Consider the following 12,731-nt stretch of genomic DNA (forward strand, 5'->3'; position numbering starts at 1 on the left):
GTCCATGCCCGACTCCCCGTTCAGCAAGATCACACGCACCACACGCTGGCAGAACCGGGTACTGTTTGGAGCGCTTCCCCTGGCGATCTTCCTCATCGCCGTGCTGCTGTGGGGCTCGGAGAGGATTTTCGAGCAGGAGCAGGGGCGCCTGGCCTTGAACTTCTCCGCCATCGTCGGCTCGCTGCAGGAGCAGGAAATCTTCCTTCGGCGGCTCAAGGGCCGCAACGAGTCCTGGAAAGCGCTGCCGGACCAGAGGATAGCCACCATCGTCGACGTGCCCGCACCTGCGCAGGCGGACTACCGCATGTTCCGTGGCCGCGAGGCCATCGGCGGCATTCCCTTTTCACTGCAATGCTCTGCGCGCGTGGCCTGCGACACGCTCCCGGACCGGCTTTTCTCGCTGGGCAGCTCCCTGGCCGCAGGCTATTCCTCCTTCTGGGCAGGCTCCTACTTCCCGGCAGCCGCTGCCTTCTTCACCAAGGAGGACGGGGCGATCAGCATCGGCGTGCCGGCCATCGACGTGCCCATCGGCAACGAGAGCGTCACGCAGGAAATGTTCGACAGCACGATTGCCGCCGTCAAGGCGCATCTGCGGTCCAGGGCCGCCGATGCCCGGCCGGGCGCCGGCTCCACGGCGCCGACGCAGGAAATCGTCTGGTTCCGGTCGCCCCAGTTCCCGGAAAAGATGATCGGCATGGTCGCCGCCGGCTTTTCAAGCCATATCGAAGCCGGCGACGAAGCCGCCACAAGCCCGATCTACGCCGCCATCCTTTTCAGCCGCCAGCGCATCAGCGCCATAGAAAGAACCATCCATACGCTGCCCAGGCATCTTTTCTGGCTGGAGCACCGGGACTTCGGCGTGCTCATGGGCACCGGCCCCGTCCCGCAGGTGGACGACACGGGGATGCAGTACACGCGCAATGGCCTGATCCTCAAGACCGAGGATGCCTCCGGCCGGTGGACCGGCTACTACCAGGTGGACTACGCCACCTTTTTCCAGGGCAGGCTGTTCGCCCCTTCTGCCGGCCTGGTGCTGGCCCTGCTGCTGAGCCTGCTGGCCGGCGTGGCCTATACCCGGTGGTTCAACCGCAAGGTGATTGCGCCCGCGCAGGAGGCGCAGCGGGTCATCGTCGAGAGCAATGAATTCAACAGGACGCTGATCGAAACCGCTCCCGTGGCCATCTGCCTTGTGGCCTACGGCAGCGGGAAAATCATCTTCAGCAACTCGCTGGTGCAGGAGTGGCTGCACTCGGCCGATGGCTACCTGCGTCCCGGCTCGCCGGAGAACAAGGCGGCACTGGAGGAGATTGTCCATGCCCGGGCCGCAGGCACCATGGAGCGCCTGGTCACCGAGCAGGGCAGGACGCTTCATGTGGCCTATGCGCCCACGCGCTACCTCGGCCAGGATGTGACGCTGTGCATTTTTGCCGACGTCAGCGCGCGCGCGGAGATCGAGAGCAACCTGGAGCGGGCCAGAATCGCGGCGGACGAGGCCAACGAGGCCAAGTCCACCTTTCTGGCGACCATGAGCCACGAAATCCGCACGCCGCTGTATGGCGCGCTGGGCACGCTGGAGCTGCTGGGCATGACCGAGCTCACCCAGCTGCAGAGCAAATACGTGGACCGTATCGAAGCGTCCTCGTCCATCTTGCTGCAGATCATCAGCGACATCCTGGACACCAGCAAGATCGAGGCCGGCCAGCTGCAGCTGGAAAAGGCACCGTTCAATCCCCGGGAGCTGGTGCAAAACTGCACCAGCTCCTACGCCGCCATGGCGCAGCAAAACGGCCTGCTGCTGTTTTCCTGCGTGGACGCGCAGGTGCCCGAGTCGGTGCTGGGCGACGCGGTGCGCATCCGCCAGATCCTGGGCAATCTCATCAGCAACGCCATCAAGTTCACGGAGGCCGGCCATGTGATCGTCCGCCTGCGCAGCATGCCGGGCCCGGCCTCGCAGGCCCGGCTGGTGTTCGAGGTCTGCGACACGGGCGTGGGCATAGAAAAATCCCTGCATGGCGAGCTTTTCACGCCCTTTTATCTCGTCAAGAACAGCAGCCGCACGGCGCGGGGAGCGGGCCTGGGCCTGTCCATCTGCTGGAGCCTGGCCCGGATGATGTCCAGCTCCATCGAGGTCTGGAGCGAGCCAGGCCTGGGCAGCAGGTTCTGGTTCGAGCTGGGGCTGGAGACCGTCGCGCAGGAGCAGGGGCCGGAGCAGGAGGAGGCTCCCGCGCTGCAGGGCGCCCGGATCGCGGTGCGCACCCCCCACCCGGAACTGACGGACAACATCTGCGCCTGGCTGCGGCGCTGGGGCGGCCAGGCCCGCGCGGCGGCAGCCGCCCCGGTGGCGGCCCATGACGATGAGCTGCTGCTGGACGTCCTGCTGCCGGCGGACAGCCCCGCGCCGCAGTGGAAGGGGCGGCACCTGAACCTGTCCTCGCCGGACAACCGGGGCATCGACGGGCACAACGTCCTGAGCATCGGCCAGGGCATTGCGCAGGTGCTTGGCGGTGCGCAGCGCGCTGCCAGCGCCGGCACCGATCTGCCCCTGTTCGACCTGCGCGTGCTGGTCGCCGAGGACAATCCCGTCAACCAGGTGACGCTGCGCGGCCAGCTCGAGAGCCTGGGCTGCGAAGTCACGGTCGCCGACGACGGGGAGGAGGCGCTGGCGCTGTGGGACATCAGCCCGCACGACCTGGTGCTGACGGATGTGAACATGCCCTACCTCAACGGCTACGAACTCGCCGAGCGACTGCGTTCGGAGGGGGTTGCCTGCCCCATCGTCGGCGTGACCGCCAATGCCATGCTGGACGAGGAAAACCGCTGCCTGAACGCCGGCATGAATGCCTGGCTGGTCAAGCCCATCCAGTTGCGCACGCTGGTCCGCACCCTGGAGAAGTTCGCGCCGAGAAAACGCCTGCGTCCGGCGCCTGCCCAGGCCGGGGCTGCGGCGGCGGACATTCCCCCGCCCCCGGCCCTGTCGGAGCCCAACGTTTTGCAGACGCACAGGCAGGTCTTCGTGCAGTGCATGAACGACGACATCGCAATGCTGGCCCGCGGCCTGCAGGAGCGCCGGCCCGACCTGGCCGCCCAGGCCCTGCACCGCATGCGCGGCGCCTTGCTGCTGGCCAGGATGCAGGAGCTTGCCGCCCGAACCCAGGCGCTGGAGGAGCGGCTCCTGAACGGCGCCCCGGAGCCCGGCCTGCAGGCCGCGCTGTCAGTCCTGCTGGACGACCTCCTGGCCGACCTTCGCGCCATGATGGCGCAATTGCCCCAGCCCTAACCCTTTGCTTGCGATCCCATGAAACTGAAACTGCGCATTGCTGTCGTGGACGACCACGCCGTGGTCCTGCTTGGCGTCAAGGACTTCCTGGAGCAGGACCCCAATCTCCAGGTCGTGGCCACGTTCGATACCCCGTCGTCCTTGATGGAATACGCCAGATCGAACCCCCTGGACGTGGTTCTGACCGACTACTCCATGCCGGGCGATGACCTCTACGGAGACGGCCTGCGCTACGTGGACTACCTGATACGCCATTTCCCGCACATCAAGGTGCTGGTGCTGACGACCGTCTCCAATCCCATGATCATCTCGGCCCTGTATGACGCGGGCGTCGCCGGCGTGCTGCTCAAGGAAGACCCGCTCAGCCAGATCATGGCGGCGCTGCAATGCGTGCGCCTCAACACGCGCTACTACTCGCCCTCGTTCCAGGCAGGCACGCCCAGGCAGGAGAGGACGGTTTTCCTGAACGAACGCGCCAACAACCTCTCGCCGCGCGAATTCGAAGTCCTCAGGCATTTCGCCAAGGGGGAATCCATCACGGAAATCGCCGCACGCCTGAGGCGCAGCGTCAAGACCGTCAGCCTCCAGAAGAACTCCGCCATGCGCAAGCTGAACGTGGACAGCAACCAGGACCTGGCCGCCTTCTGCGCCGAGCACCATCTCTTCGACTGACCGGCCTGCGGGCTGCACCAGCCGGTCAACCTTCCAGCACCTGGCCTTGCGCCTGGCTGCCGCCCTCGGCGTCCCCCTCGCCCAGGCGATAGTGCGGTTCGGACGGCATCAGGCGAAACCCCAGAAGTGCCCCGCGCCGGCTTGTCTTCATCGCCAGGGGCGCCTGGCAATGCACGCAGCCATAGTTCACGAAATTGGCATCCTGCTCCAGCGAGTAAAAGCGGAACCTCAGTCCGGGGTGCGGCTTGGACAGGGATGTATTGCTCAGCAATTCGTAGCATGGGTCGCACAGTTTCTGGGTTGTTTTCGGCTGCATTTCTGGAAATAAAACGGATCGATATACCGCTGTCCAGTCTTGCCAGAACCTGCGCAATCCAGGTTAAGACGATTCTTATCGTCGGCTGTCATATCCGTTGCAATGAATGCCGCCGCCGGCGGCAATCCGACAGTTTCTGCCGCTGTTGCAACACTTGGTTACTTCCTTGACCCATCTCAAATCCCCCAGGCGGCGGCGCCGATACGCTTCGGCCCATGAATCGCCACGGCTTGACTTGGGTCAGCCTGGCCTGGCACGCAGGCATTCCATGCCGATACCGCGTGCGCACACAACAGCGGCGCCCTACGCCGCACAGGAGATGCATCAATGCACATCGGCCAACGTTTCTGGCGCCGCCAAGGGCTGGGCACCAAACTGTCCATCACCAATTTCGTCTGGGTCGCCTCCATCCTGGGCCTGCTGGTCCTGGGCATTGCCTGGGATGTCAGCAAGTCCCTGCAGTCCAGGATGAACAGCGACATGCAGCAGGGCATACGGACGCTGTACAACTTCATCGAGTCCAACGACAAGGAGCTGCGCCAGCGCACCCAGTTCCTGGCCGACAGCCTGGCGCACAGCCTGCAGGGCACGCTCAGCCTGGACACCGGCGGCAGCGAGCCGGTGCTGAGCCTGGACGGCCAGCCGTTCAACGGCAACGATGCGCAGCTGCAGGCTTTCACGCGCAGCACCGGCGCCGTGGCCACCGTGTTCGCGGCCCAGGGGCAGGGCGACTTCGTGCGCATTGCCACCACCCTGAAGAACGACAAGGATGACAAGGGCGGGGCCGTGCTGGGCAGCCGCCTGGACCGCGCCCATCCCGCCTACGCCGCCATCCAGGCCGGCCAAAGCTACATGGGCCTGGCCCACCTGTTCGGCCGCCAGTACATGACGCACTACCGCCCGCTCAAGGACGCGGCGGGCGCCACCGTGGGCATTGCCTTCGTGGGCCAGGACTTCTCGCAACTGCTGGAGCACTTCAAGGACTCCATCCGCGCGCTCAAGGTCGGCCAGACCGGCTACTACTTCGTGCTCAACGCCGAAGACGGCCCCCAGCGCGGCCAGCTGGTGGTGCATCCCGCCATGGAGGGCAAGAACATCAGCGAGTCCAGGGACGGCGACGGCCGCTTCTTCATCCGCGACATGCTGGACCGCAAGCAGGGCAGCATCGCCTATCCCTGGACCAACCCGGGCGAGGAGCAGCCCCGCGACAAGCTGGTCGTCTTCAGCCACTACGCGCCCTGGAACTGGGTCATCGCCACCAGCGCCTACGTGGACGAATTCGTCTCCGAGACCCGCAGCCTGATCCTGCAGTTCGCCCTCATGGGCCTGGGCGCCGTGCTGCTGCTGTCGGCCGCGTGGTTCTGGCTCATCCGCCGCATGATCGTGCGCCCGCTCAAGCAGGCCAGCCACATGGCCTACGCCATTGCCGATGGCGACCTCACCTTGCGCGTGCACAGCGACCGCCATGACGAAATCGGCCACCTGCTGGAGGCCATGAACACCACCAGCACGGGCCTGACCCGCGTGGTCGGCAGCGTGAACGAACAGGCCCACAGCGTGGCCCTGGCCAGCGCGGAAATCGCCCAGGGCAACCAGGACCTGGCCGCCCGCACCGAAAGCGAAGCCAGCGCGCTGGAGCAGACCGCCGCCGCCATGGAAGAGCTGGGCTCCACCGTGGCCCACAACGCGGACCACGCGCAATCGGCCGACCGCATCACGCGCGAGGCCCAGCGCGTCGTCACCGAAGGCGGGCAGGCCGTGCGCAAGGTCGTGCAGACCATGCAGGGCATAGACGCCAGCAGCAAGAAGATTGCCGACATCATCGGCGTCATCGACGGCATTGCCTTCCAGACCAACATCCTCGCCCTCAACGCCGCCGTGGAAGCGGCCCGGGCGGGCGAGCACGGCCGCGGCTTTGCCGTGGTGGCCGAGGAAGTGCGCGCCCTGGCAGGCCGCAGCGCCGAGGCCGCCAAGGAAATCAAGCAGCTCATCAGCCACAGCGTCGCTGAAATCCACACCGGCAACCAGGAGGCCGCGTTTGCCGGGGAAACCATGGAACAGGCCATGGAGGAAATCCGCAAGGTCACCCAGCTCATCTCGGACATCAGCCACGCCAGCGCCGAGCAAAACAGCGGCGTCGCCCAGGTGGCCGAGGCCATCACCCACATCGACCAGACCACGCAGAAGAACGCCGCCCTGGTCGAGGAAATGGCCGGCGCCGCCGCGGGCCTGCGCCACCAGTCCGATCAACTGGTGCGCGTGGTCTCGGTCTTCAGGCTGCCGGGTGGCAGCGGTGCGCCGCTGCAGACTGCGGCCCGCGCAGCGAGCGCCACGCCAACCACCAGCGCCGCAATCCCCCGTGCCCCGGCACTGGCGCCCGGCGCTGCTGCGGCCAAGCCCGCAGCCCCTGCGGCCCCGGCAAAAACGGCCGCCGCCAAGCCCGTCGCCATGGCCTCCACGGCCGATGACGACTGGGACAATTTCTGAGAGCCACCGGGTGAGGCCAGGGGAGCCCGGTGCCTCTGGTGCCCCTGGTACCCCTGGCTCCCGCGGCCTGCCCTCTCAGGCCCGCGGCGCTCTGGCATGCTCTGCAGCCACTGCATGAACCGGTTGAATCCCATTGACGCCCCTTGAATACATCGATCGCGCCCTGGCGCTGGTGGCCCAACGTGCCCTGGCCCTGCCAGGGCACGATGTCTTCCAACACCTGGCGCAACAGCTGCAATACGTGCGTGCGGTGCTGCTGGACTGGGGCCTGGATCGCTCCAGGCTGCACCAGATCACCATCGGCAGCGTTGCGGTCAAGGAGTTCGACGAGACCGATCCAGAGCTGGCCCGGGCCCTGAAGGATGCGCACTACGTGGCCGTGCAGACCGCGCGCGGGCTGAAGATCGATTTGCCCTGAGCGCGCCCCAGCACCGGAAATGGCCGGGGCAATGTGGCGCTACGCCAGCGGAGTATCAAAGACCACCCGGCCCAGGCGGCTCTTGGCGATGTAGCTGTTGCCGCTGATCTCGGCGGTCTTGAAATAGTCGCGGCGGTCAATGAAACCGGGCACATCGCTCATCCACAGCCTTTGCGGGGTGCTCTGGCCTGCCCTGGTCACCTCGCAATACCAGGCTTCACCCACTTCGGAATCAAGGCGCCGGAACACTTCCCGGCCAGCCGCTGGCCACTCCTGGGGCAAAGGAGTGGCATTTGACGCGCGCTTCAGTCGTGCCGCGCCATCAGGTCACGGCGGCGGCGCTCGTAGTAATGCCGCTGGCACTCCGCCGCCTCCTGCCAGGCCTGCCTGTCTATGGCTTCCTGCACATGGTCCGGCAGCGGCCGGGGCGGCACAGCGGCTGCCAGCATGGCGTCCATCCCCTCCAGCGGCGCAAAGCCCAGGCAGGGCAGCTCGAACGGCAGCGCGGGTTCCTGCGCATTGGCAAGAATGGCCCCCAGCGCCCAACGTGCCATGCGGTCAAAGAATCCGTCAGGGTGCCCATGGTTCCAGTACCGCGCCATCTCCGGCCCCGCAAACCGCATGGCGTCATAGGCATGCCTGGGGTTGTGGCGGGCCAGCTCCACCACCTCGCTGAACCAGATCTCTCCAATCCCATAGTGCTCATGCCCGCTGTTCACGCGCGGCGGCACAAACCACTGAATGCGCTCCCCCTTCGCATTGCGCCGCGTGAAAGACAGGTCATCGCAGGTGCGGATGCGGCGCAAGACCTTAGGCGCAGGCCCCGGGATCAGGCTTTGGGGCGGGTGCTTGGCCTTGTACTTGGGTTTGCGGTCTTTGGCCGATGCATCCATGCTGGCCAGGACCTTGTGCTTCACCCAGCGCCTGAAGCGCTTGGCCTCAGGTAAGGGGCTGGCCTGGATCAGTGCACGCAGACCCTCCACGCTGATGGCCGCCAAGGCTTCGCGCCTGGGCTTGCGGTCGGGCTCACCAGAAAGGCGCACCGTGCAGCGCTGGGCCTCATCGAGCTTGCCCGTGGCCATTTTGTGGCGGGAGATTCCCAGGGCAGTGCACACATCCTTGGCAAGGAACCAGGACACGCCGTTCTTGGAGAACGTGCGGATCGGGATGTCGCCGAAGTGGAGGGTTTGGGGGGTGATGTCGTCTGCGGGGATTCCACGGACGGATGGGGATTGCAAAGCCATGAATGGCTTCCTATGTCAACACGGTCATAGGGTTGCCCGTCTGTCTTTGCCGCAATGGCTTTATGCAGCGGCGGGCAGCCCGGCCATAAACAAGACTTGCCCTGGATTGCAGGGCAAGACAAAGCGTATGGACGAAACGCCACTGACTTTCGGGAGTGACTTCCGCCTATGAAGGTGTGTTGAGCACCATGGGGGATCGTAGCAGGTGGGGGCGCGCGGGAGCTGCCCAAAGCGGTTACGTAGGCGTGCTTGTATGAAGGGGGCAGGGACGTGTTGAATGAGGGGCTTTGGAGCGAATTGCGATGGCAACCTCACCTGTTTTGGTTTCTTCGCAGTTCAGTGGTTCAAGGCCTGTGCGTCAGTAGTAGGCCACCGCAGGCGGTTGAACGACGGCTTCAGGCTGATCTGAGACATTCTCAGTCGTCTGCTCTTGCGGCCCTTGCGCTCACCACCAGTCATTGAAGCTCAGTAGGTATCAATCGGCGTCGTCGCATCGAAGGCAAGTTCCTCACCGTGATCCAGTGCCGTCTCAAGAATCCCGGGATGGCGGGGGTGTTCTGAAATCCCGTGGAGGCAGGCTATTTCCTTGATGAAGGGATCGCCTGCACTCATTAGCTCATGCCCGCGCTCGTTCCATAAAGCGAAGCGATTGAGTTCATCGTCGGCCGGACCGGCAACGCTGATACCGTTTGCTCGCAAAATGGCCAAGCTCTTACGTTCTGCGGAACCCCAAGATTCGATTTGGCAAGTGATTACGCCGGGAGTAATTTTTAGGGGCTGCGCAGCCGATTGGGCCGCATTATTACCCAATCGCAAAAGTTGCGTGACGTCTCGTGTGCCGACTGCGTGGAGTATTTCCGCAAGCATGGCGAGCTCTGGATATCGCCGCAGCCGCTCTGCAATTTTTGCCAAATCTTCAGTTTTGGCTAGGTAGAGTAGTCTGCCGGCGAAATAACGAATCTTAGTAACGACCCTCTTACGAGCGTAACCATCCAAATCATGGCCGGCGTCCAGGATTTTAAACAAACTATTTGAAAATTCAGCCCGAAGGTTTTGTGCAGAAATCAAAAGCGTGTTTGGAGTAGCCCGTCGGAATATTTTCTTTAATAACCAAGGATAGCGGCGCAATTGGTTAAAAAATCGTTCTTGATACCTCGCATCACTGACTTGCATGCTGTAATCCAGCAACGGTATCCTGAATCCCTCTGCAGCAAATCTATTAACTAGGTTGGCACGAGACGATGGCTGTGAAATTAGGAACTGCTTAATGTCATGAACAAAGAGCATCCAGTTGTATGAGTCTTTTCCGCTGAAATCCCCCTCTCCATGCAGCCAATCATCAGAAGCGAGCTCAAAGTCCTTACCCGTGCCGTTCTCATGCAATTCAAGCCCTAACTCTGTCAACATCGCTGCCAATTGCGACCGGCCTGTGGAAACCTCTGCTGCTGATCCTACCAGGACTACGTCATCAACATAGCGGAAGTAACGCATTGGGAAGGCCGCAGACATTGCTTCGTCAACATCGCGTAACACAAGGTTGGCAATTAGGTGACTGAACATGGGGCCGGTAAGCAATCCCTTGCCATGAGCGGCTGTCTGACATACCTGTGCGTGTTGAGTTAAAAGTTTTATACCTAAATCACGGTACAAGGTAGCTATTTTAGTTGCATCGCATGCCTTCAACCAAGCACCAGTTGCAAGCTCATAGGATATATTCGGATAAAATCGTTTAATATCGGTATAGCGCACAACCTGACCTGCGCCTGCTTTGCATGCATCGGCAATTTTTTTTGCCGCTCTTGTAACCCCATGAAGTAAGGCTTGTAGACCCCTTGAGTTTCCTCGCCCTCTGCCAAACGATAGCTAAAGACAAAGCTGGGTGAACGAAATACTGCGTGTCGACTGCACTCGGAGAGCAATGCGGCTTCAGCATAAGACTCATTGGGGCCAGGCACAAAAATGCTGCGGTAGCCAACCAAGCCGTCAGAGCGAATATCCTTGAAATGCAGGGACTCGAAATAAGCACTGCTGCCGCTCATCACAAGATGAGAAGACACCTCTTCAGCCCAGCGATCCCTGCGTGCGCACTGATTGGCAAAGTAATAGCGCAACCCAAGGTAGGCCATGATGTCACGTGTGCGGTACTCATTGGCTGTGCGCAGTGCGAGTAGCTGTGGCCTCATGCCTTCGCTCCGTTCAAAGGTAAATCGAAGCGCTGAACTACTAGTTGAACTTTGAATTGATGATCCTTTAATGGGTGTTGGACGTCAGCAGCACTCTTTCCGAGGTTCTCAACAACTAGAGCATCTTGCTCGTCCTTAGTGTGATGTGCTGAAAACAGTTTTTTAAACCAATTAATAGCTCTACTGAAGAATCCCCCAGAGCCAAGCACCTCGTTTGTTTGCGGCTCAATCCAGAGTACAAAACTGTTATGAGCTCGGCCATGCAGGAATAAGTTTTCAAATTGAGGGAGAGCCTCCTTCCATTTTCCCTCGCGCTGTAAAAATCCGGAAAAATTGGCCAGAACTATTAGGCGGGCTGAACATTCCTGGCCAAGCACGGTCAGGCGGTTAGTTAGTTCTGCTGTAGAAAATTTATCCAATGCATTCCAGGAAAGAAACTCAGCGGATACCCAGATTGCTTGTTCGGCCAACGCATCTTTGATGTGTTTTGTTGCTAGGTCGGCATAGCCTCGTGCGAACTCTGACAACTCACCGCCAACAATCTTGACGTTAAGCGGGTTACGTGGGATTCGGTCTTGGCGCCGCAACTCAGCAATGTTTGCCAGCAACGTCAATGCTGCAGCACCTGAGCCGCAGGGTAGGTCTGCAAGCAACACGGTTCCACCAGAAAAGACTTTTGCAAACGCATCTGCCACCTCAGTAAGTTTTTCCTCTGGATCGAGAAAACTGAGCTGAACCCGCGCCGACGACCCACTGAAGCGCCATGCCAGATGATCGTCAGTATCTTCCTTACTCAAGCCGCCGATTCTTCCCTCAGGAACCGGTAGCCGAGCCTTATCTTCGAGTCCGGCGTGTAGTAGCAAGTGCTCCCAAGCTCTCCGAAGTGTCGGGGCAAGATGCAAACACGTTGTTTTGGCATGCCAAAGTGTTTCCGGAATATCTGCAGGTCTAATTAGTCGGGACATTACTTCAATCACGTTGACATGGGTTCTTCTTCCATAGAAGCTGGCTTTGTTCGCTAGCTTGCAGGAGAGGTCTTAATTACGTAACAAATATATACTCAACTTGAAGGAAGATGAGCGATGACCGCTTCAGCTCGTAAGCAAAGATGCGATCTTCGGAAGCCGAGACCTGCATTCGCAGCAATACGCGCGCCGGCACGCGGCCTTTCGGGCGGCAGCCATGGGTCGCGACTAACGTCGGTCGGTGACGGGTATCTCCTGCGGATGCTCGACATTTGAGGCGAATCTCACCTAGTGGCTTGCCATAGGAGCTCCCGTGCTTAGCGAACATCGGCAGTGTAGCCAGGCAGGTTTTTCCGGTAGTTGCGTATGAGTTCGACCACGCGCTCGATAGACACCAAATAGTCCTGTGCGGATTCGGGCGTGGGAATGACCTTCGCGTGAGCGACTTGATTTCGCAACAGCCGAAGGTTTTTCACCAACTGCCTTGTCTCGACTGGAATTACGTTTGAATCCATGACGGCCTGATACACCTTGAGTTGATTTTCAAGTGGATCAACCACGATTCCAGTCTGACGTCCAAGCTTATACAACTCTCCGTCCAATGTTGACCAACCCTCGATGATGGTTGCGGTCGGTTCAGATCTTGCTGTAAGCAATTTCTCTGCTGTGTCTCCCTCGTTCGGTTGAGTTCCCGTTTGGGCAACATCTGGTGTCTGCTGCTTCGAGGTCAGCTCAGCGGTGCTTGCCAGTACTTGCTTTGCTGCGATCTCGAACTCAGCTTCCAATGGACCCGCCTTCACCCTGCGGAGTAATGGAATCAGGTCAAGTAGCTTCTTGCGGAAGATGAGGCCCAGAAGAACTCCTGCCACTGGCCATGCTAAGAGTGGCTAACACCACCGATCCACGAAGCGTGCACAGATGATCGCCGCTGCCAGTTTTAGCAGCGCTTCGTGGATATCCAGCCGTCGTTCAAAGCGGATTCGCAACTTGCCAAAGCCTGCAAACCATCCATGAGTCCGCTCCACCACCCAGCGATGCTTGCCCAGTCGCTCGCTACTCTCAACGCCTCGCCTGGCAATGCGGCTGGCGATGCCCCGTTGTCTCAAGTGCGCACGGCAACGCTTGTAGTCATAGCCCTTGTCGGCGTGCAACTTCGATGGTCTTTTGCG

12 protein-coding genes are annotated in these 12,731 nt (G+C 61.3%); 4 read left to right on the forward strand and 8 right to left on the reverse strand.

What is annotated here, in order from left to right:
• The first annotated feature begins 4 nt into the window (after positions 1–4).
• The gene (locus GRX31_RS28690; protein ID WP_126311933.1) at positions 5–3,277 is read left to right on the forward strand and encodes a hybrid sensor histidine kinase/response regulator; all 3,273 of its coding nucleotides are present in this window, start codon (positions 5–7) and stop codon (positions 3,275–3,277) included.
• An 18-nt stretch (positions 3,278–3,295) separates the two neighbouring features.
• On the forward strand, positions 3,296–3,949 hold the full coding sequence (locus GRX31_RS28695; RefSeq protein ID WP_160855965.1) for a response regulator transcription factor: 654 nt from the start codon (positions 3,296–3,298) through the stop codon (positions 3,947–3,949).
• 25 nt (positions 3,950–3,974) lie between these two features.
• On the opposite strand, the gene GRX31_RS28700 is transcribed toward GRX31_RS28695, so the two are convergent.
• A complete protein-coding gene (locus GRX31_RS28700) occupies positions 3,975–4,220 on the reverse strand; it encodes a hypothetical protein (RefSeq protein WP_227472541.1) in 246 nt (81 codons plus the stop codon).
• A gap of 372 nt (positions 4,221–4,592) precedes the next feature.
• Between GRX31_RS28700 and GRX31_RS28705 the strand changes: the two genes are divergently transcribed.
• Both GRX31_RS28705 and GRX31_RS28710 read left to right on the forward strand, forming a co-directional pair.
• Positions 4,593–6,752, forward strand: coding sequence for a methyl-accepting chemotaxis protein (locus tag GRX31_RS28705; RefSeq protein WP_160855967.1), 2,160 nt, complete (start codon positions 4,593–4,595; stop codon positions 6,750–6,752).
• Between the two features lie 133 nt (positions 6,753–6,885).
• Positions 6,886–7,170, forward strand: a complete 285-nt coding sequence (locus tag GRX31_RS28710; protein ID WP_160855969.1) for an immunity protein Tsi6 family protein — start codon at positions 6,886–6,888, stop codon at positions 7,168–7,170.
• A gap of 39 nt (positions 7,171–7,209) precedes the next feature.
• Here GRX31_RS28710 and GRX31_RS31085 read toward each other — a convergent pair whose 3' ends face one another.
• The 7 genes from GRX31_RS31085 to GRX31_RS28745 form a co-directional block, all read right to left on the reverse strand.
• On the reverse strand, positions 7,210–7,332 hold the full coding sequence (locus GRX31_RS31085; RefSeq protein ID WP_272918461.1) for a hypothetical protein: 123 nt from the start codon (positions 7,330–7,332) through the stop codon (positions 7,210–7,212).
• A 143-nt stretch (positions 7,333–7,475) separates the two neighbouring features.
• A complete protein-coding gene (locus GRX31_RS28720; RefSeq protein WP_160855971.1) occupies positions 7,476–8,414 on the reverse strand; it encodes a BRO-N domain-containing protein in 939 nt (312 codons plus the stop codon).
• Positions 8,415–8,879: 465 nt separating this feature from the next.
• The gene (locus tag GRX31_RS28725; RefSeq protein WP_160855973.1) at positions 8,880–10,163 is read right to left on the reverse strand and encodes an RNA-directed DNA polymerase; all 1,284 of its coding nucleotides are present in this window, start codon (positions 10,161–10,163) and stop codon (positions 8,880–8,882) included.
• Positions 10,094–10,597, reverse strand: a complete 504-nt coding sequence (locus GRX31_RS28730) for a hypothetical protein (RefSeq protein WP_160855975.1) — start codon at positions 10,595–10,597, stop codon at positions 10,094–10,096. The genes GRX31_RS28725 and GRX31_RS28730 overlap by 70 nt, the downstream gene beginning before the upstream one ends.
• Positions 10,594–11,394 (reverse strand): hypothetical protein, encoded by an 801-nt coding sequence (locus GRX31_RS28735; RefSeq protein ID WP_155294205.1) that lies wholly within the window; start codon positions 11,392–11,394, stop codon positions 10,594–10,596. Before GRX31_RS28735 ends, GRX31_RS28730 begins: the two co-directional genes overlap by 4 nt.
• Positions 11,395–11,879: 485 nt before the next feature.
• Positions 11,880–12,431 carry a hypothetical protein gene (locus tag GRX31_RS28740; protein ID WP_160855977.1) on the reverse strand — a complete coding sequence of 184 codons (552 nt, stop codon included), beginning with the start codon at positions 12,429–12,431 and terminating at the stop codon, positions 11,880–11,882.
• An 18-nt stretch (positions 12,432–12,449) separates the two neighbouring features.
• A partial coding sequence (locus tag GRX31_RS28745; RefSeq protein WP_160855827.1) for a transposase occupies positions 12,450–12,731 on the reverse strand: 282 nt, incomplete at its 5' end.

The organism is Delftia sp. CH05 (assembly GCF_009827015.1).
Taxonomy (GTDB): domain Bacteria; phylum Pseudomonadota; class Gammaproteobacteria; order Burkholderiales; family Burkholderiaceae_C; genus Comamonas; species Comamonas tsuruhatensis.